Origin of the sequence: Salinisphaera sp. RV14, from assembly GCF_052044135.1 — a bacterium.
In the GTDB taxonomy this organism is placed as follows: domain Bacteria; phylum Pseudomonadota; class Gammaproteobacteria; order Nevskiales; family Salinisphaeraceae; genus Salinisphaera.
The window spans coordinates 40,532-63,429 of sequence record NZ_JBQDYF010000016.1 but is presented as its reverse complement, the minus strand read 5'-3'; the positions used below and the strand labels follow the sequence as shown (position 1 = coordinate 63,429).

General features: G+C 65.1%; 21 protein-coding genes. 16 read left to right on the top strand and 5 right to left on the bottom strand.

The features are described 5' to 3' along the window. Positions 1-193 precede the first annotated feature (193 nt). The 4 genes from ACS8Y6_RS14515 (at position 194) to ACS8Y6_RS14500 (ending at position 4,640) form a co-directional block, all read left to right on the top strand. On the top strand, positions 194-1,366 hold the full coding sequence (locus ACS8Y6_RS14515) for a TauD/TfdA family dioxygenase (protein ID WP_440855853.1): 1,173 nt from the start codon (positions 194-196) through the stop codon (positions 1,364-1,366). A 190-nt stretch (positions 1,367-1,556) separates the two neighbouring features. Further along, positions 1,557-3,158, top strand: a complete 1,602-nt coding sequence (locus ACS8Y6_RS14510; RefSeq protein ID WP_440855852.1) for a multicopper oxidase family protein — start codon at positions 1,557-1,559, stop codon at positions 3,156-3,158. 367 nt (positions 3,159-3,525) lie between these two features. Beyond that, complete coding sequence (locus tag ACS8Y6_RS14505) at positions 3,526-3,720, top strand: hypothetical protein (RefSeq protein ID WP_440850781.1); 195 nt, start codon at positions 3,526-3,528, stop codon at positions 3,718-3,720. A gap of 29 nt (positions 3,721-3,749) precedes the next feature. After that, positions 3,750-4,640 carry a CHAD domain-containing protein gene (locus ACS8Y6_RS14500; RefSeq protein ID WP_440855851.1) on the top strand — a complete coding sequence of 297 codons (891 nt, stop codon included), beginning with the start codon at positions 3,750-3,752 and terminating at the stop codon, positions 4,638-4,640. A gap of 329 nt (positions 4,641-4,969) precedes the next feature. On the opposite strand, the gene ACS8Y6_RS14495 is transcribed toward ACS8Y6_RS14500, so the two are convergent. Then, the gene (locus ACS8Y6_RS14495; RefSeq protein ID WP_440850783.1) at positions 4,970-6,781 is read right to left on the bottom strand and encodes an EAL domain-containing protein; all 1,812 of its coding nucleotides are present in this window, start codon (positions 6,779-6,781) and stop codon (positions 4,970-4,972) included. 313 nt (positions 6,782-7,094) lie between these two features. Here ACS8Y6_RS14495 and ACS8Y6_RS14490 point away from each other — a divergent pair, with 313 nt between their 5' ends. Continuing rightward, the gene (locus ACS8Y6_RS14490; RefSeq protein ID WP_440850784.1) at positions 7,095-8,045 is read left to right on the top strand and encodes a Gfo/Idh/MocA family protein; all 951 of its coding nucleotides are present in this window, start codon (positions 7,095-7,097) and stop codon (positions 8,043-8,045) included. Between the two features lie 20 nt (positions 8,046-8,065). On the opposite strand, the gene xth is transcribed toward ACS8Y6_RS14490, so the two are convergent. Further along, on the bottom strand, positions 8,066-8,845 hold the full coding sequence (gene xth / locus ACS8Y6_RS14485; RefSeq protein WP_440850785.1) for an exodeoxyribonuclease III: 780 nt from the start codon (positions 8,843-8,845) through the stop codon (positions 8,066-8,068). An 86-nt stretch (positions 8,846-8,931) separates the two neighbouring features. On the opposite strand from xth, the gene ACS8Y6_RS14480 reads away from it, so the two are divergent. Next, the gene (locus tag ACS8Y6_RS14480) at positions 8,932-9,411 is read left to right on the top strand and encodes a DUF1499 domain-containing protein (protein ID WP_440850786.1); all 480 of its coding nucleotides are present in this window, start codon (positions 8,932-8,934) and stop codon (positions 9,409-9,411) included. Between the two features lie 39 nt (positions 9,412-9,450). Here ACS8Y6_RS14480 and ACS8Y6_RS14475 read toward each other — a convergent pair whose 3' ends face one another. Continuing rightward, positions 9,451-11,532 (bottom strand): M3 family metallopeptidase, encoded by a 2,082-nt coding sequence (locus tag ACS8Y6_RS14475; RefSeq protein ID WP_440855850.1) that lies wholly within the window; start codon positions 11,530-11,532, stop codon positions 9,451-9,453. A 141-nt stretch (positions 11,533-11,673) separates the two neighbouring features. On the opposite strand from ACS8Y6_RS14475, the gene gor reads away from it, so the two are divergent. The 4 genes from gor (at position 11,674) to gpmA (ending at position 15,261) form a co-directional block, all read left to right on the top strand. Further along, a complete protein-coding gene (gene gor / locus ACS8Y6_RS14470) occupies positions 11,674-13,023 on the top strand; it encodes a glutathione-disulfide reductase (RefSeq protein ID WP_440855849.1) in 1,350 nt (449 codons plus the stop codon). After that, a complete protein-coding gene (locus ACS8Y6_RS14465; RefSeq protein WP_440850789.1) occupies positions 13,020-13,910 on the top strand; it encodes an alpha/beta hydrolase in 891 nt (296 codons plus the stop codon). Before gor ends, ACS8Y6_RS14465 begins: the two co-directional genes overlap by 4 nt. Before the next feature lie 42 nt (positions 13,911-13,952). Further along, positions 13,953-14,366 (top strand): 3D domain-containing protein, encoded by a 414-nt coding sequence (locus ACS8Y6_RS14460; protein ID WP_440850790.1) that lies wholly within the window; start codon positions 13,953-13,955, stop codon positions 14,364-14,366. 145 nt (positions 14,367-14,511) lie between these two features. Further along, a complete protein-coding gene (gene gpmA / locus ACS8Y6_RS14455) occupies positions 14,512-15,261 on the top strand; it encodes a 2,3-diphosphoglycerate-dependent phosphoglycerate mutase (RefSeq protein ID WP_440850791.1) in 750 nt (249 codons plus the stop codon). A gap of 214 nt (positions 15,262-15,475) precedes the next feature. Here the strand turns inward: gpmA and ACS8Y6_RS14450 are convergent, their stop codons facing one another. Beyond that, positions 15,476-15,964, bottom strand: coding sequence for a hypothetical protein (locus ACS8Y6_RS14450; protein ID WP_440850827.1), 489 nt, complete (start codon positions 15,962-15,964; stop codon positions 15,476-15,478). A 62-nt stretch (positions 15,965-16,026) separates the two neighbouring features. Between ACS8Y6_RS14450 and ACS8Y6_RS14445 the strand changes: the two genes are divergently transcribed. From ACS8Y6_RS14445 to ACS8Y6_RS14435, 3 genes are all read left to right on the top strand, one after another. Then, positions 16,027-16,869 carry a hypothetical protein gene (locus ACS8Y6_RS14445; RefSeq protein ID WP_440850792.1) on the top strand — a complete coding sequence of 281 codons (843 nt, stop codon included), beginning with the start codon at positions 16,027-16,029 and terminating at the stop codon, positions 16,867-16,869. Further along, entirely contained in the window at positions 16,870-17,283 is a 414-nt protein-coding gene (locus ACS8Y6_RS14440) for a CoA-binding protein (protein ID WP_440850793.1), read from the top strand. Positions 17,284-17,614: 331 nt separating this feature from the next. Beyond that, entirely contained in the window at positions 17,615-18,304 is a 690-nt protein-coding gene (locus ACS8Y6_RS14435) for a ZapG family protein (RefSeq protein WP_440855848.1), read from the top strand. Positions 18,305-18,397: 93 nt separating this feature from the next. Here ACS8Y6_RS14435 and ACS8Y6_RS14430 read toward each other — a convergent pair whose 3' ends face one another. Beyond that, positions 18,398-18,814 carry a SufE family protein gene (locus tag ACS8Y6_RS14430; RefSeq protein WP_440850795.1) on the bottom strand — a complete coding sequence of 139 codons (417 nt, stop codon included), beginning with the start codon at positions 18,812-18,814 and terminating at the stop codon, positions 18,398-18,400. A gap of 106 nt (positions 18,815-18,920) precedes the next feature. Here ACS8Y6_RS14430 and yidD point away from each other — a divergent pair, with 106 nt between their 5' ends. From yidD to ACS8Y6_RS14415, 3 genes are all read left to right on the top strand, one after another. Continuing rightward, positions 18,921-19,190: a membrane protein insertion efficiency factor YidD gene (yidD, locus tag ACS8Y6_RS14425; RefSeq protein WP_440855858.1), complete on the top strand. Its 270-nt coding sequence runs from the start codon at positions 18,921-18,923 to the stop codon at positions 19,188-19,190. A gap of 182 nt (positions 19,191-19,372) precedes the next feature. Continuing rightward, positions 19,373-22,564 (top strand): isoleucine--tRNA ligase, encoded by a 3,192-nt coding sequence (gene ileS, locus ACS8Y6_RS14420; RefSeq protein WP_440855847.1) that lies wholly within the window; start codon positions 19,373-19,375, stop codon positions 22,562-22,564. Between the two features lie 54 nt (positions 22,565-22,618). Continuing rightward, the gene (locus ACS8Y6_RS14415; protein WP_440855846.1) at positions 22,619-22,876 is read left to right on the top strand and encodes a type B 50S ribosomal protein L31; all 258 of its coding nucleotides are present in this window, start codon (positions 22,619-22,621) and stop codon (positions 22,874-22,876) included. Positions 22,877-22,898: the final 22 nt, after the last annotated feature.

Genomic DNA, 22,898 nt, shown 5'->3' with positions numbered 1-22,898 from the left:
CGGGCGTGATCGATTGATTACCCTGATTCATGCGGCCATGATGCCCTAAATGACTTAGCTCCGCTAAGGCTTCGGGGCTGGATTCATCGTTTGTCGGGATCATGGCGCCGGTTCATTCTGGGCGCCAGGATTTCGCGAGCCCGGTATTCGCTCGAATCAACCGGTACTCGCTCGCATCAAGACGAGGATGGATATGGCGTCCGTGATCGATCGAGAACGCGTCGACATGAAGGAACTGGCCGATTACAGCGACGGCCCCGCGCTGGTTTCGGCCGCGCTCACCAAGGGCGCTGGTTCGCCGCGTGTGGCGCTGGCCTGGGATGACGGCGCCGAGACCGCGTTGCCGCCGATCTGGCTGCGCGATCACTGTCCCTGCGACGCCTGCCGCCATGCCACCTCGCGCGAGCGCTTGTTCAAGATCATCGACGCCGAAGTCGGCGTGCCGGATGTCTCGCTCGACCACGGCGTGCTGGCTCTCGCCTGGCCGGACGGCCACGAAAGCCGTTTCGACAGCGTCTGGCTGCATCAGCGCCGGCCGGGCCAGCATCGCTTCCAGCCGGCCGTCCCGGCAGCCCGTGCCTGGCGTGAGGGCTTCCTGCCGGCGCATGTGGCCCACGGCGATTTCACCGCCGGCAACGATGGCCAACGGCGCTGGCTCGAAGCGCTGATTCGCGATGGCCTGGTGCTGCTCGATAATGGCCCGACCGAGCTCGACGAAGTCGTGCGCATCGCCGAATCCATCGGCCCGATGCGGGCGACCAACTTCGGCGCCCGCTTCGACGTGCAGTCCAAGCCGAACCCGAACAATGCCGCCTACACGGCGATCGAGCTGGAACTGCATACCGATCTGCCGAACTGGCGCCATCCGCCGGATATCCAGTTGTTGTATTGCCTGGAGAACGACGCGGAAGGCGGTGCCTCGACTTTTGCGGATGGCTTCGCGGTGGCCGAGGCCATGCGCCAGGAAGCGCCGCGGCACTTCGCGATGCTGGCCGAGACGCCCATCGATCTGCGTTTCCAGGACGACGATCACGACATCGCCGTGCGCGAGCCGATCATCCGCGTCGACGACCGCGGCGAACTGCGCGAGATCCGCTTCAACAACTGGATTCGCGACGCCATCGACATCGCCCCGGACCGGATCGAGGCCTGGTACGCCGCCTACTGCGACTTCTGGGCCCGCCTGCGGGCGCCGCGCTATCGCGCCGACTTCGAGCTGGCCCCGGGCCAGATGATCGCCTTCGACAACCGGCGCGTGCTGCACGGCCGCGGCGAGTTCAACCCCAACACCGGCAAACGTCATCTGCAGGGCTGCTATCTCGATTACGACATGGTCGAATCGAAACTGCGTGTACTGGCGCGCTGAGCGGCGGCTGCCTCCGCTGCGGCCAACCCGGCCCGGGACCGGGCCGGGTTTTTGATCCATCGATTCGCACAAGTCGCGCCTTGCTCTCGTGGTCGGCCGTCGCCAGAATCAGCCGCGTACTGCCTCCGCATGAGCGCGATCGACGTAATTGGTTGCGCGATCCCGCTTGAGCGCAACGCATCGATGAATCATGACGCGTACTGACCGCCGCGGCCGCCGCCGAATACTCAAGGGCCTCGCGGCCGGCCTGGCCGGCGCCCGGCTGTGGCCCGGCGCCGCCCGAGCGGGTGCGGTCGGCTGGGGCGCGCCACTCCTGGCGCCGCCGGGCGCGGGTGTTTTCCAACGCCCGCTGCCGGTGCCGGCCCAGGCCACGGGAGCGCTCGATGCCGCCGGTGTCCGTCATTATCAACTCGCCGCAAGACCCGGTGCGAGCGAACTGGTGGCCGGTGTGCAGACGCCGACCTGGAGCTACAACGGCGCCTGGCTGGGCCCGACGCTGCGTATTCCGCGCCACCGGCCGGTCGCGCTGCATGTGCACAACGGGCTCGATCAGCCCACGACCCTGCACTGGCACGGGGCGCAAGTGCCCGGGCGCATGGATGGCGGCCCGCACAGCGTGATCGCCCCGGGCCAGACCTGGACGGCCACCTATACGCTCACCCAGCCGGCCGCCGCCCTCTGGTATCACCCGCACCCGCACGCCTATACCGGGCCGCAGGTGTATGCCGGCATGGCCGGCATGCTCTGGATCGACGACGACAGCGACGCGCGGCTGGCGTTGCCGCGCACCTACGGCATCGACGACCTGCCGGTCGCGATCCAGGATCGGCGCGTCCACGCTGACGGCACGCTCGCCTACATGACGGCCGCACGCGACGTGATGGGCATGAAGGGCGATCGGTTTCTTATCAACGGCGTGGAGCAGCCCTACGCCGAAGTGGCCGCGGGCTGGCTGCGCCTGCGCGTGCTGAATGCGTCGAACGCCCGAATCATTAATCTCGCCTTCGCTGACGGCCGGCGCTTCTACGTCATCGCGGGCGACGCTGGCCTGCTTGCCGAACCGGCGCCGGTCGATCAACTGCTACTGGCGCCGGCCGAACGGGCCCAGATTCTGGTCGATCTGCGCGGCGACGACGGACGGCGCGTGGTGCTCACGAGCGACTCCGGCGCGGTCGTGCCCGATCTGTATCGCACGCCGATGGCGGTCGATATCCACGATCGCCGGGGCTTCGATCTGCTCGAGCTGCGGGTCGGCCCCTCGCTAGGGCTCGGCACGCGTCTGCCGGAACGACTCGTTGAGCAGCCGAGCCTGCACGCCGACGGGCCCACGCGACGCTTCGTCATGAACGGCATGATCGTCTCGGACGCATTCGCGCGCATGCAGGCCGGCCACGGCTACGCCCCGCGTGCGGCCAACGGGCCCGGCGGCATGAGTGCGGGCGTGGGGGGCCGCGACCTGTTCGCCATCAACGGTGAAACCATGGACATGCACAAGATCAATGTCCGCGTGAAGCTCGGCGCCACCGAAGTCTGGCAGGTCACCAACGTGAGCCTCATGGCGCACCCGTTCCACATGCACGGTACGTCGTTTCTCATCCGCTCGCGCGACGGCCGCCCGCCGGCGCCGCACGAGCGCAGCTGGAAGGATGTGGTGCTGGTGCGCGGCGGCGAGACCGTGGCGCTGATCGCGTCATTCGATCACCCGGCCGATGCTGCGCATGCGTACATGTACCACTGTCATATCCTCGAGCACGAGGACAACGGCATGATGGGGCAATTCGTGGTTGCATAGCGGTGCGGTGGCGGTCGCGCCGAATGCGGCGCGGTACATATCGGTGACGCAATCGCTGCGCGTCGGTGCCGTCAGACGATGCCGCTGAGACGATGTCTCTGAGACGGATGAGTTGCCGCCTCAAGCTCAGGGGGCGATCCCCCGCACTGCGTGGCCGGTTGGATGGGTCGCACGCAAGAGATCGTCGACACGACGGAATGGCCTCCGTAATATCACCCACCCGGACACGCGTTGTACGCCTTATGGTCCGGGCTCAGCCCGCGGGCGGTCGCGGGCGCTGGGTGTTTCGAAATTTTCGGAGGCCATGATGCGCCGATTGACCGATATATTGACCGTGTCTTGTCCGAGTCGCAATTGTGGGCACACCATGGAACGCTCGGCATGGTGGCTTTTGCAAAGCAACAGTCGGGTCGCCTGCCCGGCCTGTGGTTGCGACCTGTCGAAAGCGATAGAAAGCCAGCGTCTGGCGCTGTGGCAGGAAGGCTACGACGCCAACGCCCGGCGGCAGGCCATGCGCGATAACCCGCCCGTGCCGGAAACCGGCGTGTCGGCCGCTTCCTGACCGCCTGACGCCTGTGGTCTGAGGTCATCATGTCATACCGGATGCAGCTCGAGGCCCCGGTAGCGGCGAATGTGCGCCGCGTACTCGGGCAGCAGATCGACCGGGCCCGCCGTGATTTGACGGCGCACGACGCGGCCGAGGCGGTGCATCGGTTCCGCAAGCGCTGCAAGAAGATACGCGCCCTGCTTCGGCTGGTGCGCCCGGCTCTCGGCAAGCAGTTCCGGGTCGAGAACGATCGATTCCGCGACATGGCGCGCCGTGTCGCAGCTGCCCGCGATGCCCAGGTTCTGGGCGAGACGTTTGACCGCCTGCTCGATGCCTACGACGACGAAATCGATCGGCGCCACTATGTGCCGGCGCGACCGCGGCTGTCTGCCGGCGGCGAGTCCGGGCCCGCGCGCCCCGAGTCGGCTGTATTCGACGAACTGGATGCGGAATTGGCGCAAGCCAGGGCGGCGTTGGCCGAGTATCGGTTTTCCGCCGACGGTTTCGAGGTGATCGCTGACGGTCTGGCCCGGAGCTACGATCGGGCGCGTACCGCCATGAAGCAGGCCTGCGCGAATCCCACCGCCGAGGCGTATCATGACTGGCGCAAACAGGTGAAATACCATCGCCATCATTGCGATCTGCTGCGTGATCTGTGGACGCGACCGATGAAGGCTCGCGCATCCGAATTGCAGCGGCTGGCCGATTGGCTTGGCGACGAGCACGACCTCGCGATTCTTGCTGCCCGAGTCGAGGCCGGCCGGCAGGCGAACCCCGACAATCGCAGCCAGCAGGCCGTGCTGACGCTGATTGACCGTCGACGAAGCGATCTCCAGCGGGCGTGCGAACCGCTCGGCCGTTGTCTGTTCGCCGAAAAACAGCGCGCCTTCCGCAAGCGCATGGTGCAGTACCGGAAAGCCCGGCGCCGCGCGTGAAACGGCGGCAGGGCCGCGCCCGCGACCTGTCGACGTTTGCTGCGATCGTGTGCCCGGCCGTCGTTCGCGGCCAGTTGCCATGTCGCGCCGACGCTGCGGCCGGATCGGCCTGAGCACCGGCTTCCCGGTCGCGCGCATCGACTGACGCGAACCGCCGGGGTGGCGCAAACCGTGCCGGGCGGTAGTCAAGTCGGCGGCGTATGGGCCTCGCGCCCGGCCGACAGCGTCTCGTCGGATGCCGGCCGAATCGCCGTGTGTCGCCATGTTCTCGGCCCTGCGGCGCCTCGATACGTCTCGGGTTTGTGCGCACAGCGCCGCGCCCGCCCGACTCAGAGTGCGGAAGCAGCGCTGACGGTGTTGCCGTAATGCTTGGCTTGCTCCTTGAGCAGGGTGATGACGGAGAGAAACGCGTATTCCGAGCGGTCGCGCGTATGCCGGTCCACACTCAGCAGGGCGCTGCTGGCCGAGAGCAAGGGGAATTCGGTTCGGCGGCCGCGCCGGTCCAGCCCGACCAGATACCCGGCCTGGCGATCCCCTTCGCTATACAGGGATTCGGCACTGGAGCGGAAATCGTCGAGTACGTGGCGCGCGGTCTGGGCGATCACCGGATAGGGTTCGTCCTGTACCGCCACGAAGAAATCGTCGCCGCCGATATGCCCGATGAATGCGCCGAGCATCGCGAAATTCTTCTGCAGGATCTCGGCGAACATGCGCAGCACGCGATCGCCCAGGCGAAAGCCGTAGGCGTCGTTGAAGACCTTGAAATTATCGAGATCGAAATACAGCAGCGCGGTGCGACAGTCGCTGACCTTGAGCTCGTTGATGAAGCGCTCGATCGAGGGATTGCCGGGCAGCTTGGTCAGCGGATTCTGATCGCGCGCCAGTTCCAGATTGCGTTCCTGTACCGCCAGTACCAGCGCCTCGGCGCTGAGCACCCCCAGATAGGCGCCGTCGTCGGTGATCACCACGCCGTCGCGGCTCGGGGTCACCGAATATTGCTCGAGAATGAGGTCGATGGCGGTGTGAACGTCGGCAACCGGGCAGCGACGCACGAACAGTTCAAGATATTCCTCGCGCCGTTTTCGCGCCAGCAGGTCGCGACCGTAGGGCGAATAGATGTATTCCTTGAGTTCGGTTTCCCGGATGATGCCGATGGGATGGCGGTTCTCGCCGAGAAACGGAAAGAACGAGCGTTCCGGGTGGCGGCGGAAGGCATCCAGGATATCGACCATATTCATGCTCACATCGAGCGCGGGCGCATGGTCGAGCTGCTCGTGCACCGATGTCGCGGTTTCGTGTTTCTTGCGCCGGTCGGCCGCGTGCATTTCGAGCACGCTCGGATAGTCGGGCCTGAGTTCCGACAATTGCCGGGTGGGCCGCTGGATGAGATACCCCTGAGCCAGGTCGCACCCGATCTCGCGACAGGTATAGAGCTCGGCCGTGGTCTCCACCCCCTCGGCGACCACGCGGATTCCGAGCGTCTTGGCGAGGCTCACCACATGCGAGACGAACAGTTTCTTGCGGCGGTCCTTGTCGATGTTGGAAATGAAATAGCGGTCGATCTTCACATATTCGGGGTTGGTGTCGTAGAGCAGCGACAGGCCCGAAAAACCGGTGCCGAAATCGTCGAGCGCCATTTGCACCGTGCTGTCGCGGTACTTTTCGAGAACCTGGTAGGAGCCCGCCTCGCGGTTGAGGTGATTGCGTTCTGACACCTCGAGTACCACAGACGAGGGCTGGAGCTTGTAGCGTTCGAGCGCCCAGACCGTTCGTCTGGGATTGTAGGCCGCGCTGCTGAACAGCCGATTGTCGATATTGAAGAACAGGCGCAGATCGCGCCCGAACGGCAGTCTGCTGAATTTTTCGAACGCGGCGCGCTTGAGCAGGGCGTCGGTTTCGATCAGCAGGTCGTGTTCATGCGCGAAATCGAGCACCGCGTCGATGCTGTTGACCCCGGTGTCTTCCCACCCTCGCATGAGGGCTTCGACGCCGTAACAGCGTCCGCTGTTGATGCTGACGATCGGCTGGAAGGCGTAATCGATGTGACGCGCGAGCCGGTCGACAAAGTTGGCAGGGTTCGGTGGACCGGGCTCTGCGCGTGTCGTGTCCTTGAGTTCAGAGGCCATGGGGAATGCGGTCACGCGAAAATCCTCGATTCATGGGCTCACGGCTTCATTATCGACCGCCGGTCGGAAAAGGCGAGGTCAATGCGCGAAAATTCAACAAATATTAATATTCGCTAATCCGGCCGCAAGCGGCACCAACGATCCAAGCTACGACCTGAATATGGCAGTTTCGTGTCGCCGGCGGCAACGGCATATGGCGCGGCTCGTCCGGCGGTGCAGGCGCGCCGGACGATTCCGGCCGCGCCATGGCGCGGGGCCCGAGACGCGGCGGTCTGCCGATTGCGAACGCTGTCGTTACACTAGGGCCCTCGTGTTTGTCAGGGCATGTATGAAAATCGTAGCGATCGGCGCCGGCGCCTGGGGCAAGAACATCATCAACAATCTCGAGGCGCTGGGCGTGTTGTCGGGTATCGTCGAGGGCAATAACCGGCGCCTCAATGCCTATGCCGCGGCGCATCCCGAACTTGCCCTGTATGCCGACTGGCAGGCGGCGCTGGCCTCGGACTGCGATGCGGTGGCGATCGCCACGCCCACGCCGACGCATCACGAGATCGCGCTCGCCGCGGTCCGGGCCGGCAAGGATGTGTTCGTCGAAAAGCCGATGACCCATAGCTCGGACGATGCGCGCGAAGTGGCCCAGGCGGCCGAGGCCGGCGGGCGCATCCTCATGGTCGGCCACCTGTTGATGTACCAGCCGGCCATTGCCTGGATCAAGGCGTACGTCGAGGCCGGCGAGCTGGGCGAGCTGTTCTCGATCCGGCACGAGCGGCTCAATCTCGGGCGTGCCCGCAGCGCGGAGAACGTGATCTGGGATATCGGCGTGCACGATATGGCGATCATGCTCTATCTCACCGGCGAGGCGCCCGAGCGCGTGCGCGGCACTGGCCATCGCATGCTCGGGCTGGCGGTCGAGGACGAGGTCCATGTGCACCTGGAATTCCCCAGTGGCATGCGCGGCAATATCCATACCTCCTGGCTGTGGCCCGAGACCACGCGGCGCACCCTGCTGCGCGGCTCACGCGGCATGCTCGTCTACGACGAAGTGGCCCAGACCGTGACGCATCACCGCAAGTGGATCGACGCCGATCTGCAGAACCACGACGAAGGCAGCGAAGTCGTGCACCGCGGCGACGCACAGCCGTTGCGGCTGGAACTGGCGCACTTCCTGGATTGCGTTAAAACGCGCCAGCGTCCGCGTTCGGACGGCGCGAGCGCGGTCACGGTGATCGAAACACTGGAGCGCATCAACGCGGCCGTCGCCCAATCGAGCCGTTACTGAGAGCCTGTTGGAATAGGCGCTTAAACGATATCGAAAGTACCCACGACCGGCACGTGATCCGACGGGCGCTTGCGCCCACGTTCGCCGACGTGGGCGCGGCAATCGGTACAGGCTTGCGCCAACGCCGGCGAAGCCAGAATGTGATCGATACGCAGCCCCGCGTTGCGGGCCCAGCCGCCGTTGCGATAATCCCACCAGGTAAAGCGATGCCGGCCTTCCTTGTCGGCTTCGAAGGCCGTCCAGCAATCAGTGAGCCCGGTGTCGAGCAAGGCCTGCAACGCCGCACGCTCGGGCGGTGAGCACAGGATACGGCCTTCCCACTTGTCGGCGTCGTAGGTGTCCTCGGGGCGGGGCGCGACGTTGAAGTCGCCGGTGAGCACGAGTTGGTCGTGGCTTTCGAGTTCGCGCGCGAGCCACAGGCGCAGGGCTTCGAACCAGGCCAGCTTGTAGTCATAGCTCGGGTTGTCCAGATCCTTGCCGTTCGGGCAGTACACCCCGATCACGCGCACGCCGTCCACGGTGCCCGCGATCACGCGCTTGTGGTCATCCTCGAAGTCCGGCAAAGCCGTGATGACGTCGGTGGCCGGGGTTTTCGACAGCAGGGCCACGCCGTTGTAGGTCTTCTGGCCCGAGAAGACACTGTGATAGCCGGCTTCGGTGAGTGCCTCGACCGGAAACTTGTCGTCGGTGAGCTTGGTTTCCTGCAGGGCGAGCGCATCGACCGGATTTTTCTCCAGCCAGGCGGTAACATGCGGCAGGCGCACGTTGAGCGAGTTCACGTTCCAGGTCGCGATTTGCATGGGCGTCCGTGTCGGCAGCAGTGAATGGCGGTGAATGGAGGCGGCGGGTGTAGCATCGAAACTCTCGAACGCGACGAGCGAGCGCCATGTCCCGTGTATTCGACAAGCTGATCCACAGACCGACCGTTGTCGCCATTGTAATGGCCGCGGGCCTGGCTGGCTGCGCCGCCGGCCCGCCGCAGCGGTTCAGGGTGGACAACAGCCATTTCACCCCCTGTGCCCCCGCGCCGCATTGCGTATCGTCCCAGGCCGCGCCGGATGATTCGCACTACGTCATGCCGCTCGTCTACAAGGGGTCGGCCGGGCGGGCAAGGCAGGCCCTGCTCGCGGTGCTTGCCAGCCAGGGCAACGCCAGAATCGTCGCGGCCGAGGGTCGTTTCATTCATGCGACCTTCACCACCACGCTCGGCTTTGTGGACGATGTCACGTTCATCATCCAGCCCGCCGAATCGATCATCGACGTCAAATCATCCTCGCGCATCGGCTACTACGATTTCGGGGTGAACCGCGATCGGGTGGCACGGATCCGCAAGGCATTCGAGCCGCGTGTCGGTGCGGTGATGTGAAAGCGGGCGCCATCCGGCCTGGCACCCGCGTGCTTGCGATCAGGCCGCTTTCGGCCCGCCCAGCCCGCTGTGGCGCAGCAGCGCGTCGATCGAGGGCTCCCGGCCGCGAAAGGCGACGAAGCTGTCCATGGCATCGCGGGTGGCGCCGCGTTCCAGCACTTCGGTGAGAAAACGGCGCCCGGTTTCAGTATCGAACAGGTCGGTTTCCTCGAACGCCGAGAAGGCGTCGGCCGATAGCACTTCGGCCCATTTGTAGCTGTAGTAACCGGCCGCGTAGCCGCCCGCGAAGATGTGCATGAAGCTGTGCGGGAAGCGATTGAACTCGGGCGCGGGCAGCAGGGATACCTCGGCGCGCACCTGGTTGAGCGTGTCCATCACGGCGGCACCCTGCTCGGGGTCGAAGTCGCGATGCAGGCGCAGGTCGAACAGCGAGATCTCTACCTGGCGCAGCATCTGCCAGCCGGCCATGTGGTTGCGGGCCGCTGCGAGCTTGTCGAACAGCGCCTGCGGGACGGGCTCGCCGGTCTCGTAGTGAGCCGCGAACAGGTCGAGTGATTCGCGGTACCAGCACCAGTTCTCCATGAACTGGCTGGGCAGTTCGACCGCGTCCCATTCCACGCCGGAGATGCCGGCCAGCGACGGCCGCGCCACGCGCGTGAGCATGTGGTGGAGGCCGTGGCCGAACTCGTGGAACAGGGTGGTGACTTCGTCGTGGGTGAGCAGCGCCGGCTTGCCGCCGACCGGCGGCGAGAAGTTGCAGGTGAGAAACGCCAGCGGTTTCTGCACGCCGCCGTCGTCCATGACGCGCCGGTTCTGGAATGGATGCATCCAGGCGCCGCCGCGCTTGCCTTCGCGGGCATACGGGTCGAGATAGAACACCCCCCGCGAGGTGCCGTCGGCATCGGTGATCTCGTAGACGGTCACGTCGGGGTGATAGACGGGCACGTCGTCACGGGCGTGGATATTCACGTCGTACAGGCGCTGGGTGACCTTGAACAGGCCGTCGATCACGGCCGGGGCGGGGAAGTAGGGCCGTAGGTCCTCGTCGGAGAAGTCGTAGCGGGCCTCCTTGAGTTTTTCGGCATAGTAGGCAATGTCCCAGGCGGCCAGTTCGTCGATGCCGTCCTCGGCGGCCAGGCCCCGCAGCGCGGCCAGTTCCTCGCGGGCGGGCGCGAAGCTGCGCTCGGCCAGATCGAGCAGGAAGGCTTCGATCTGGGCCGGCGATTCGGCCATCTTGCGGGCCAGTGAGCGCTCGGCGTAGTTGTCGAATCCGAGCAGGCCGGCGGCTTCGTGCCGTAGCGCGAGGATCTCGTCCATGACCGGCGAGTTGTCGTATTCGCCGGCATGCGGGCCGGCATCGGAAGCGCGGGTGGCGAAGGCTTCGTACACGGCATGCCGCAGCGCCCGATCCTCGGCATAGGTGAGCACGGCGAGGAAGCTGGGCGCGTCGAGGGTGATCAGCCAGCCGTCCATGTCCTTGTGGGCCGCGTTCTGTGCCAGCAGATCGAGCGCGGATTGGGGCAGGCCCTCCAGCGCGGCATGGTCGGTGATGTGCCGCTGCCAGATCTGGGTGGCATCCAGCACATTCTGTTCAAAGGTGGTGGAGAGCGCCGACAGGCGCTGCGCGATCTCCTTGTAGCGCGCCTTGGCGTCTTCGGACAGGGCCACGCCGGCCAGTTCGAAGTCGCGCAGGCGATCGGTGATTACGCGCTGCCGGGTCGCATCCAGCCTGGCGAACTCGTCGCCATCGCGAAGCGCCTTGATAGCTTCATAAAGCGCCGTGTTCTGGCCCACCTCCGAGGAGAAGGCGGTCAGTTTGGGCAAACAGGTCTGGTAGGCCTCGCGCCATTCCGGCGAGTCCATCACCGCGTGCATGTGTGCGACCGGGGAGAAGGCGCGTTCGAGGCGGTCTTCGGCGTCCTCGACCGGAGCGATGAGGCCGGCCCAGCCGCTGGCCGTGGCATCGGTCGTGCAGCGCTCGATCGCCGCCTGCGCCTCGGCGATCAGGGTATCGATCGCCGGCTCCGCATGTTCGGGCGACAGCTGTTCGAAGTCCGGCAGTTCGCCGGTTGCCAGCATATCGAGGAGCGGATTGTCGGCGGCTTCAGTCACTGCACTCATTTATCGCCTCGCGGGCCATTGTCGGTAATTGCATGATGATGCGGTGCAACCCGCTGCAATCAAGGGCGCGGTCGCGGCTGGCCGGGGCTGCGGCGGCGTGCCTACAATGCGGATATTCGATTGATTGATGGACCAAGGATCATGTCCGAGGCTTGTGACCTGCTCGTTATCGGCGGTGGCTCCGGTGGTATTGCCACCGCGCGTCGCGCCGCTGCCCACGGTGCGAAAGTCGTGCTCGTCGAGCGTGGGCGTCTGGGTGGCACCTGTGTGAACGTCGGCTGCGTGCCCAAGAAAGTGATGTGGCATGCCGCTGAATTCGCCATCCACGCGGCCCATGCCCACGACTACGGCTTCAACGCGGTGCCGCCCGATCACGACTGGTCGACGCTGGTGGCCAACCGCGAAACCTACATCAAACGCCTGAACGGCATCTACGACCGCAATCTCGACAAGAGCGGCGTGGAATACGTCGCGGGCGAGGCCCACTTCGTCGATACCCGGACGGTCGAGGTCGATGGTCGGCGGATCAGTGCGACGCATGTGCTGATCGCTACCGGCGGCAAGCCGCGCTGGCCCGAGATTCCGGGCGCCGCGCTCGGCACCGATTCGGACGGGTTTTTCACCTGGACGCAGCGCCCCGAGCGGGTAGCCATTGTCGGCAGCGGTTATATCGCCTGCGAACTGGCCGGCGTGCTGAACGCGCTCGGCAGCCGGGTCACGCTGCTGCTGCGCAAGGATCACGTGCTGGCGGGTTTCGACGCCATGCTCGGCGAGACGCTGATCGAGCGCATGCGCGCCGCCGGTATCGCGATCCACATGAAGCGCCCGGTAGCCGAGCTCGCCGAAGGCGACGGCGGTATCGTCGCGCGTTTCGAGGATGGCAGCACGATCGGCGGCTTCGACGAGCTGATCTGGGCCATCGGGCGCATACCCAACACCGAAGGCCTCGGGTTGGAAAACACCGGGCTGGAACTCCACGCCGACGGCACGGTGCCGGTCGACGAATGGCAGGACACGCCGGTCGAAGGCATACATGCCCTGGGCGACGTGACCGGCGCCGTCGAACTCACGCCGGTGGCCATCGCGGCCGGGCGGCGCCTCGCCGATCGTCTGTTCGGCGGCATGCCGGAGCGGCGGCTGAACTATCACAACATTCCGAGCGTGGTGTTCACCCATCCGCCGATCGGCACCGTCGGCCTGTCGGAAGCCGAGGCGCGCGCGGCCTATGGCGACGGCGCGGTGAAGATCTATACCAGTCACTACGTGGCGCTGTACCACGGCGTGCTCGATGAGAAGACACCGTCCGACATGAAGCTGGTCTGCGTGGGCGAAGACGAAAAAGTCGTGGGGGCGCATGTCATCGGTGACGGCGCCGACGAAATGACCCAGGGCTTTGCCGTGGCCGTGAAGATGGGCGCCACCAAGCGCGATTTCGACGACACCGTCGCCATTCATCCGACCAGTGCGGAAGAATTCGTGACCATGACGTGAGTCGGCCCGGCGCTGCCCTGTTCGGGCGCCTGGCGGCCATGGGCCTGCTGACCGGGCTGCGCGCCGCCTGTTCCGGCCAGTTCTGGATCAATGCCCTGGTACCGCGCTGGGGCTACGCCCGGCATTCGAACATCGCCTATGGCGATCAGCCGCGCCAGAAGCTCGATGTCTACGCACCGCGCAGGCCCGCCGCCGGCCGCCCGGTGGTGGTGTTTTTTTACGGAGGCAGCTGGCAGACCGGCAACAAGAACGGCTACCGCTTTGTCGGCGAGGCGTTGGCCTCGCGGGGCATTACGGCTGTCCTGCCCGATTACCGGTTGTACCCGAACGTCAGATTTCCGGCCTTCATCGATGACGGCGCCGCCGCCGTGGCCTGGACGAAACGGCACATCGGCGCCTACGGCGGCAACGCCTGCCATCTGTTCGTGGCCGGCCATTCGGCCGGCGCGCAGATCGCGGCGATGCTGGCCACGAATGCACGATACCTGGCCGATGCCGGTGCTTCGATCCACGATCTATCGGGCTTCATCGGCCTGTCCGGGCCGTACGATTTTCTGCCCATCACCGACCCCGTTCTGCAGAAGATATTCGCGCCGAAACTTAATGGGCCGAATACGCAGCCGATCCATTTCGTCAATGGCGACGAGCCGCCGATGCTGTTGCTGCACGGCGGGGCGGATACCACGGTGTTGCCGAAAAACACGACGAATATGGCCGCCCGGGTCAGGCAGGCGTGCGGATCGGCCGAAGTGAAAATTTATCCGGGTGTGAATCACGTGATGTTGATCGCGCCCCTGGCATGGGTGCTTCGCTTGGCCGGCGACGAGCTCGATCGCATCGCGGATTTCGTCAATCTTCATATCGCAGAAAGGCCCTGTTCAGCTTGACTGGGTAAAATCCCGCGCTCGAGAACAGCCGAGGGGCCGGATATGCGCCGAAAGGTATGCGCCGTTGCCTGTGCGGGCTTGCTGCTGCTGACGAGTTGTGGTGCGGCCAGTGCAGAATCCGTTGAGTGGAAAACGTTGAGCGTGGCGGCATCGGCCTACAACTCGGTGCCCGCCCAGACCACCCGGCACGACCCGTCGGTGGCGGCGTGGGGCGATGTGCTCAAGCCGGGAATGCACGCGATCGCGGTCTCGCGCGATCTGATCAAAAAGGGTCTCACCCACGGCACCAAGGTGAAAATCCAGGGGTTGCCCGGGGTGTATGTCGTGCGCGACAAGATGGCCGCGCGCTGGACCAACAAGATCGATATCTATATGGGTCACGATGTCGCTAAAGCCCGCGACTGGGGCATTCAGCACGATATTCACATTCTCTACGCCGACAACGGCAACAGCTGACCCGGCCCTCGCGCGATATTTGCGGCCGGGCCCCGGCCCGCTTGTGTCGGCGTCGCGGGCGCCGGCATGGGCGCGGCATTACCCGTGATGCTGCCAGTTAAGTTAATCTGCCCTCTCCGACGACAAGACAATCCAAGGAGAGGTCATGGCCGGCCAGCTGGTACTCCTGCGCCACGGACAGAGTCAGTGGAATCTGGAAAATCGCTTCACCGGATGGGTCGATGTCGACCTGACCGAGACGGGGCGCGACGAGGCAAAGCGGGCAGGCAGGCTGCTGGCGGACGAGAACATCCGCTTCGATATCGCCTTCACCTCCGTGCTGACCCGTGCGATCAAGACGTTATGGATCGCGCTCAGCGAAATGGAGCAGCCCTGGGTGGATGTCGAGCGCCACTGGCGGCTCAACGAGCGCCATTATGGCGGCCTGCAGGGGCTGGACAAATCGGAGACGGCCGAAAAGCACGGCGACGATCAGGTGCACATCTGGCGCCGCAGCTACGACACGCCGCCGCCCGAAATGGGCGTCGACGACCCGGGACACCCGCGCAACGATCCGCGCTATGCCAGGCTCGACGCCCGCGTGCTGCCGGGTACCGAATCCCTCAAGCTGACGCTCGAGCGCGTGCTGCCGTACTGGCACGATGCCATTGCGCCCCGTCTGAAAGCCGGCGACGACGTGCTGGTCGCCGCCCACGGCAACAGCCTGCGGGCGCTGGTGAAGTATCTCGACGGCATTGCCGACGATGAAATCACCGGTCTGAATATCCCCACCGGCATCCCGTTGCGCTACCAGCTCGACGACGAGCTGAACGTCATTGAATCGGGCTATCTCGGCGATGCCGACGCGGCCGAGAAAGCCGCCAAGGCCGTGGCCGATCAGGCCAAGGGCAAGTAGCCCCGGATCGTGTGAGAAGACGTAAACCGTCCGCAAATGAACGCGAATTAATGCAAATAAACGACAGCTAGAACGCGGACCAATAGCCACGCCATGGCCCGCCGGGATCACTGGTTTTGCTGGCTGTGTTATTTGCGTTCGCCGCTAGTTGCGGCGATTGCGTGAATTGGCGGACTGTTGTTTCCAGGCTACGGTGTGCCCAGCCGAGTCGAGCTCAGGCCTCGCGCAGGCCCGAGAGCAGTCGATCGGCGGCATCATCCAGCAAGCCCTGTGCGATCAGCCAGGCTCGCGCATCCTCGGCGTCGTCGGCAAACCAGGCGGCCGCGCTGCCGAGGCGGAAGGTATAGCCCCAGGCGTCCATGTCGGCGCACATCGTGGCCCGGTCCATGCCATCGATACGGTCGCAGATCATGATCTGCCAGTAGCACACGGCGTTTTCTTCGTCGTAGTCGCCGCCGGCATCAGTATCCAGTAAGGCCCGGCGTGCCGGGTCCATGCAGACGTAGTGACCGGCCTCGTGCAACGCGGAATGCAACGGGGTGTCGGGGCGCACCAGCAGCGTATCGCCCTGCAACCCGGCTTCGGCCTCGCCCCAGAAGCTGCCGGGGATCGGGGCGTCGAGCGGGACCTCGGTGACGCTGAGCTGAAAGTCGGCCAACAGCTGGCGCAGCGTCTCGGTCCCGATCCCGTCGACACGGGTGATATGGGCGGTCGGCGCCGGGCGTTCGCGTACAGTCTCGGGATTGTTCACGGCACGAGTCGCAAATGAAAGGGGCGCGCCGATGCTATCTCATCGGCTCATTGCTTGCGTTGGCGTTGGTTGTCGCAGGGTGCGCGTTGCATTCGGGGCGCACGGATCGGGCGGCCGCGCGGCATCTGGTGTCGGTGTATCAGGTCTCGGGACTGCTGGCCCAGGCCGCGCCCGCGGTGTCGGGGTCGCTCAATCGCAATCTGCCGCAGTCGGTTGCGCTGGGCCGGCGCCAGCAAGTGGATCGTCGGGTGAATCGGGCCTTTGCACCCTCGCCTTTGGTCGAACAGACCATCCGCCGCCTGGCGAAGTCGGCACGCGACCAGGGCCGGACTCGCGATCTCGCGCGGGCGGCCGAATGGCTGGACAAGCCGCTGGCGCGAAAGATGATCGCGCTCCGGCGCAAGGTGGGCCAGCCGGGATTCGCCCGCGGTTTCAAGCAATTCACGGACAAGCCGGCCGGTCATCAGCGAAAGCGGCGGTTGCGCCTCGTTGACCAACTCGCCGGCGACATGCGGCTGGCGGATCTGCAGACGCGCTTTAACGTGACCCTGCTGGGCGCCATGATCCGGGCGCGCAATCTCGCACTCGGCCCGTCCGGGCGGGTCGACGAAACACAAATTCAGCGTATCCTGTCGGATACGAGGAAAGGGCTCCGCCGCAAGTTGGAGCAGCGGCTGCCGCTGATGCTGCTCTATGTCTATCGCGATGTGGGCACCGATACGCTCGAGCGCTACGCCGCTCTCCAGCACCGACCCGCCATGGTCTGGGTCAACGCGACGCTCGTGCAGTGCATCGGAAAGACGCTCGAAGCGGCGGGCCGGAGTATTCCGGAGGCTTCAAAGACAAAGGATCAATAAGTGCCGATAATCACAGACGACGTCAGCATCCGAGAAATTCTGGCCCAGGCTCGTCGTATCGCCGTCGTCGGACTCTCGCCCGATCCGAGCCGTCCGTCGTACGCCGTGGCCAAGGGCATGATGGAAGCCGGTTACGAGATCATCCCGGTCAATCCGAACGCCGACCGCATTCTCGGGCTGAAGGCGTTTACCGATCTCAAATACGTTACCGATACCATCAATATGGTCACGGTGTTTCGCGATCCGCGGCATGTGCCGTCGATCGTGGAGTTGTGCATCGAGAAAGGCGTACGCAACCTGTGGCTACAGGAAGGCGTGGTGCATCACGAAGCAGCGCGCGAAGCGGCTGCACACGGCATCCACGTGATCATGGACCGGTGCATGTACAAGGAATTCAACCGGCTGCTCGGCTAGGGCCTGTTGCCGCTTCACGCAACGCCGCGTTGCGGCTCTGCCCCGTATTTCCTGATACGGTCCTCGAAGGCGCCTTGCCTGCCCGGCAATTACGCGCCATCCAGGCCCTCGCTTGCAACGAGGGCGCGGCATGGATGGGTGAGGGCATGATGGTTGGCCGCCGGCGTTGTTCGCCTGGCCCCGCGGCTTGTTGCACGAATCTTGCGTCGTGGATGCCTCGGCGGTGCGGCGGGCTGAGCCCGGCTGCGACTGTTGTCGCCTTGTCGGCGTTCAGCGAGCCGACCACTATGGTGTGGATAGTCCGAATTCGAAATCCCAGGAGATGCGCAATATGGCGAATCTGAGCCCGGTAGTCATGATCATCATTCTCGCCGTCTGCGTGGTCATCGCGCTGGTCATCGGCTATCTCGTCGGCAGCCGTGCCGGCAGCGACTACAACGAGGCCGCGGACAGGGAAAAGCAGAAGCACGATGATCTAAGGGCCGATGTGCGCGAGCATTTCCAGCAGACCTCGGCGATCATGTCGCGCATGGTCGACGACTACCGCGACATGTATCAACACATGTCGGAGGGCGCGCAGAAACTGGCGGACCTGAGCGACGAGAAGATGGTCGCACCGCCGCCTTCGCCGGAGAAGATCACCCAGAGCAGCGCGAGTGAAAAGAGCGCCGCCGCGCGTGGCGGCGACAAGGGCGACAAGCCGGCGGCCGGTGCCAACGATTCGAACACGGCGGGCAAGACGGCTGCGGCGGCGAGCAAACCCGCCGCTACATCGCCGTCCCAGTCGGGCGGTGCGGGGGGCCATGCCACGAAAAAGCCCAACGGCGCGAGCGCTGCCGCTGGCGGGGAACAGAAGCCGGCCGCCAACGCGGCCGATAGCAAGACCTCGACCGGCTCGACCGGCGGGGCCGGTGCTCGATCCGCGCCGGCCAACGGAGGAGGGCAGGCCGCCTCGTCCGCCGAGCCCAGGTCGGACCAGGCCCGGCATGTGCCCATCGGCAGCGCGAACAAGGGCAAATAGCCGGCCTCGAAACGGCCGGGCGGTTGCGCGAGCCCGGCCGGGTCAGGCGTCGCGATGGCGCATTCGATCGCTATCGGACACCATCGGGTCGCCTCAGGACGAGAGCCGATGAGCCGCCGAACGCTGGATCGTTTCCACCATGGAATACAGGCCGTTGCGGCGATTCATGGTGATGTGCTGCTCAAGGTTGAGATCGGCGAAGATCTGGTTGATATCGGTTTCGGCGATCTCGCGCGGCGTCTTGTCGGAATAGATCATCAACAGCACGCCGATCAGGCCGCGTACGATATGGGCGTCCGAGTCACCGCGGAAATGCAGTTTGTCGTCATCGGCGTCGTCGGCCACCAGCCAGACCTGGCTCATGCAGCCACGCACCCGGGTCGCTTCGTTGCGTTCGGCGTCCTCGAGCGGCTCGAGCTTGCGCCCCAGGTCGATGATGTAGCGGTAACGCTCTTCCCAGTCCGGCAGCATCTCGAAAGTGGTCTTGAGCTGTTCGACGCGGTCATCCATGGCGTAATGTCGTTGACGAGAACTATCGCTACAAGGTTGGGCCGGAAAACCGGTCAGTCAAGCTTGAACCATGCATCTACGCCGCATTGCTAGACAATCGAAGGCCATGATCGGCCGGCTGGTGGTAGCGCTGTTGCGGGCGCCGATCCTGTTCTATCGCTATGCGATTTCGCCGTTGCTTGGCCCGCGCTGCCGGTTTGCGCCGACCTGCTCGGAATACGCGCTGACCGCGCTGCCGCGCCACGGCCCGATTCGCGGCAGTTGGCTGGCGATCCGCCGAGTCACGCGTTGTCATCCGCTCAACGAAGGCGGCTTCGATCCGGTTCCGCCGCGCGCCGGGCACGCGGGCCACGAGCATCACCACGGCGACGGTTGAGGCCCGGCAAGACGTCCGGCGATGCATGCGCGAGCGGCAGGGTTTATAGTGTCGCGCTCTGTAGGTTTTGGCGAGCGATGTTGGCCGGCACGGCCAGCGGCGCGTCCGATTTGAAATCAAGCGGTCGGGCCTTCGTGCGCCGCGCCCGTCTTTGTTCTCGTTTTCTACCAGTACGTTGAGCCATGAGCGGTTTTTCCGAGCACAAACCCCTGAACCTGCCGGCGGTCGAGACCGAGATCCGGCGCTGGTGGGAGGACGCCGGCGTATTCGAGGCCAGCACGGCCGCGCGCGCTAACGGCCCGACCTTCACTTTCTACGAAGGCCCGCCCACGGCCAACGGCCGGCCGGGTATTCACCACGTGCTCGGGCGCACCATCAAGGATGCGTTCTGCCGCTACAAGACCATGCGCGGCTATCGCGTGGATCGAAAGGCCGGCTGGGATACGCACGGCCTGCCGGTGGAGATCGAGGTCGAGAAGGAACTGGGGCTGTCCTCGCGCGAGGACATCGAGGCCTACGGCATCGACAAGTACAACGCCGCCTGTCGCGAGTCGGTGCTGCGCTACAAGAATCAGTGGGACGAACTCACCCGTCGGATCGGCTACTGGGTCGATCTCGATGCGCCGTATGTCACCTTCTCCAACGAATACATCGAATCGGTCTGGTGGCTGCTCAAGCAGTTGCACGATAAAGGCCTGCTCTACAAGGGCCACAAGATTCACTGGTACTCGCCGGGCTCGGGGACGGTGCTGTCCTCGCATGAGGTCAGCCTCGGCTACAAGGAAGTGCAGGATCCGTCGATCACGGTGAAGTTCTTCCTCGAGGACGAGCCGGATGTCGCGATCCTGGCCTGGACCACCACGCCCTGGACCATGCCGTCCAATGTGGCACTGGCTGTCGGCCCCGACATCGAGTACGCCAGGGCACGCGCCGAGGACGGCTCGGTCTATATCCTGGCGAAGGCGTGCGTGGCCGCGACGCTCGGCGAGAACGCCGAGATCCTCGAGACGTTTGGCGCCGAGGCGCTGATCGGCCGCCGTTACACCCCGCCCTACGATTGTTTCGCCGACCATCCCGAGGCGCACAACGCCTGGCGCGTGATCGCGGCCGACTTCATCACCACCGACGACGGCACCGGCATCGCGCACGAGGCGCCGGCCTTTGGTGCGGACGACTTCACCGTCACCGCGGCCGCGGGCATGCCGGTGTTCAACCCGATCGAGCGCGACGGGCGTTTCCGCGAGGATTTCCCGCTGGTTGGCGGGCTGTGGTTCAAGGACGCCGACAAACCGATCGCACGCGATCTCAAGCAGCGCGGCCTGCTTTTCAGTCAACAGGTCACGGTCCACAACTACCCGCACGACTGGCGCAAGGGCACGCCCTTGATGAACTACCCGGTCGAGTCCTGGTTCGTGGCGACCCAGAAACACAAGGACAAGCTGGTCGAGTACAACAACCGGATCCACTGGCACCCGCCCCATGTCGGCACCGGCCGCTTCGGCGACTGGCTGGCCAACAACGTGGACTGGGCGCTGTCCCGGCATCGTTACTGGGGCACGCCGCTGCCGATCTGGGTGAACGACAACAACCCGGACGATATCGTCGTGATCGGCTCGATAACCGAGCTGCGGAAATATGCGGGCGATCAGGTTGCCGACGACGACAGCCTCGATCTGCACAAGCCGCAAGTCGATCAAATCACCTGGACCGCCGCCGATGGCGGCACCATGCGGCGCGTGCCCGAAATCATCGACGTCTGGTTCGATTCGGGCGCCATGCCGTTCGCGCAGTGGCACTACCCGTTCGAAAACAAGGAAATCTTCGAGGCGAACTTCCCGGCCGACTTCATCTGCGAGGGCGTGGACCAGACCCGCGGCTGGTTCTACTCGTTGCATGCCATCGGCACGCTGATCCAGGACTCGCCGGCCTACAAGAACGTCATCGTCAACGGCCTGCTGCTGGACGCCAACGGCGAGAAGATGTCCAAGTCCAAGGGCAACACGGTCGATCCGTTCGAGGCCCTGGATACGCACGGCGCCGACGTCATCCGCTGGTACATGCTGTCCAACAGCCCGCCCTGGGACAACACCAAGTACGCCGACCGCGGCCTGCGCGAGACGCGCACCAAGGTGTTCGGCACGCTGGAGAATGTCTACTCGTTCTTTGCCACCTACGCCAACATCGACGGCTTCACGGCCGATACGCCGGCGCCGGCCGTGGCGGAGCGTCCCGAACTGGATCGCTGGATCCTGTCGCGACTGCAGTCCACCGCCGCGGAGGCCGCGGCCGCGCTCGACGACTACAACCCGACGCGGGCCGCGCGTGCGGTAGAGCGTTTCATCGATGCGCTGTCGAACTGGTACATCCGCCGCTCCCGGGCCCGTTTCTGGGCCGGCGCACGTGCCGATGCGAACGACAACGCCAGCGACGCCGCGGTGGCCGACAAGCGCGCCGCCTACCACACCACGCTGACCTGTCTGCGTGATACGGCCGCGATGATGGCGCCGATCGCGCCGTTCTTCGCCGACTGGCTGTACAGCCAGCTGGCCGCGCAGGAAGACGCGCGGGCCTCGGTGCATCTGGCCGATTTCCCGACGCCCGATCTGGCCGCGACCGACACCGATCTCGAACGACGCATGGCGCTGGCGCGAGCGATCGTGGCCAATACGCTGGCCCTGCGCAACGAGGCCGGGCTGAACGTGCGCCAGCCGGTGGCGCGGATTCTCGTGGTCGAGGAGCCGGGCGTGGCACGGGCCGACGTGGAAGCCGTGGCCGCCATCGTGCGCGACGAGGTCAACGTCGATGCCATCGAATATGTCGCCGGCGAAGGCGACCTGGTCAAGCGCCAGGCCAAGCCCAACTTCAAGCAGCTCGGCAAGCGCCTGGGCAAGAAGATGAAGGCGGTGGCCGCTGCCGTGGCCGAGCTGGACGACGACGCGATCGCGGCCTATCTGCGCGACAACGCACTGACCGTGACCGCCGACGGCGAGGCTGTGGCGCTGGGCGAGGGCGATCTGCTGGTTTCCGCCGAAGGCGTCGAAGGCTGGCTGGTCGGTCGCGAGGATGGCGTTACCGTGGCACTTGATAGTACACTTACCGATTCGCTGATCCAGCGTGGGCTGGCGCGCGAAGTCGTGAACCGTATTCAGCGGCTGCGCAAGCAGGCGGAATTTCACGTCGCCGATCGCATCCGGGTGGAATACCGCGCCGGAAACGATACGTTGGCGGCGGCGATCGCCGCGCACGGCGACTGGATCGCGCGCGAGACGCTGGCGCGCACGATGGCGACGGCCGAGACGCCGGCCGGCGATGTCCGGGCCGATTTCGAGGTCGGCGACAGCAAGCTGGCAATGGCGTTGACGCGCGAGCGCTAACGACGAGATACACGAACAACTTCCACCAATCGCAAACGCGACGGTCTAGAGATCATGAAACAGGATATCCATCCCCAGTACCGCCCGGTCGTCTTCAAGGACATGGGTAGCGAGTTCGCCTTTCTGACGCGTTCGACCATCGACTCGAACGAAACCATCGAATGGGAAGACGGCAACACCTACCCGCTGATCAAGCTGGAAGTCACCAGCGATACGCACCCGTTCTACACCGGCAAGCAGAACATTATGGACACCACCGGTAAGGTTGAGCGCTTCAACCGTCGGTTCGGCATGATGAAGAAAAAAGCCTAAACCGGCTTTTTTCTCGTGTCGG

What these genes read in the sequence shown, in the direction of transcription:
- ACS8Y6_RS14515 (WP_440855853.1), top strand. Translation starts at nt 194, where the DNA reads ATGGCGTCCGTGATCGATCGAGAACGCGTCGACATGAAGGAACTGGCC.
- ACS8Y6_RS14510 (WP_440855852.1), top strand. Translation starts at nt 1,557, where the DNA reads ATGACGCGTACTGACCGCCGCGGCCGCCGCCGAATACTCAAGGGCCTC.
- ACS8Y6_RS14505 (WP_440850781.1), top strand. Translation starts at nt 3,526, where the DNA reads ATGGAACGCTCGGCATGGTGGCTTTTGCAAAGCAACAGTCGGGTCGCC.
- ACS8Y6_RS14500 (WP_440855851.1), top strand. Translation starts at nt 3,750, where the DNA reads ATGTCATACCGGATGCAGCTCGAGGCCCCGGTAGCGGCGAATGTGCGC.
- ACS8Y6_RS14490 (WP_440850784.1), top strand. Translation starts at nt 7,095, where the DNA reads ATGAAAATCGTAGCGATCGGCGCCGGCGCCTGGGGCAAGAACATCATC.
- xth (WP_440850785.1), bottom strand. Translation starts at nt 8,845, where the DNA reads ATGCAAATCGCGACCTGGAACGTGAACTCGCTCAACGTGCGCCTGCCG.
- ACS8Y6_RS14480 (WP_440850786.1), top strand. Translation starts at nt 8,932, where the DNA reads ATGTCCCGTGTATTCGACAAGCTGATCCACAGACCGACCGTTGTCGCC.
- ACS8Y6_RS14475 (WP_440855850.1), bottom strand. Translation starts at nt 11,532, where the DNA reads ATGAGTGCAGTGACTGAAGCCGCCGACAATCCGCTCCTCGATATGCTG.
- gor (WP_440855849.1), top strand. Translation starts at nt 11,674, where the DNA reads ATGTCCGAGGCTTGTGACCTGCTCGTTATCGGCGGTGGCTCCGGTGGT.
- ACS8Y6_RS14460 (WP_440850790.1), top strand. Translation starts at nt 13,953, where the DNA reads ATGCGCCGAAAGGTATGCGCCGTTGCCTGTGCGGGCTTGCTGCTGCTG.
- gpmA (WP_440850791.1), top strand. Translation starts at nt 14,512, where the DNA reads ATGGCCGGCCAGCTGGTACTCCTGCGCCACGGACAGAGTCAGTGGAAT.
- ACS8Y6_RS14445 (WP_440850792.1), top strand. Translation starts at nt 16,027, where the DNA reads ATGAAAGGGGCGCGCCGATGCTATCTCATCGGCTCATTGCTTGCGTTG.
- ACS8Y6_RS14435 (WP_440855848.1), top strand. Translation starts at nt 17,615, where the DNA reads ATGGCGAATCTGAGCCCGGTAGTCATGATCATCATTCTCGCCGTCTGC.
- ACS8Y6_RS14430 (WP_440850795.1), bottom strand. Translation starts at nt 18,814, where the DNA reads ATGGATGACCGCGTCGAACAGCTCAAGACCACTTTCGAGATGCTGCCG.
- yidD (WP_440855858.1), top strand. Translation starts at nt 18,921, where the DNA reads ATGATCGGCCGGCTGGTGGTAGCGCTGTTGCGGGCGCCGATCCTGTTC.
- ileS (WP_440855847.1), top strand. Translation starts at nt 19,373, where the DNA reads ATGAGCGGTTTTTCCGAGCACAAACCCCTGAACCTGCCGGCGGTCGAG.
- ACS8Y6_RS14415 (WP_440855846.1), top strand. Translation starts at nt 22,619, where the DNA reads ATGAAACAGGATATCCATCCCCAGTACCGCCCGGTCGTCTTCAAGGAC.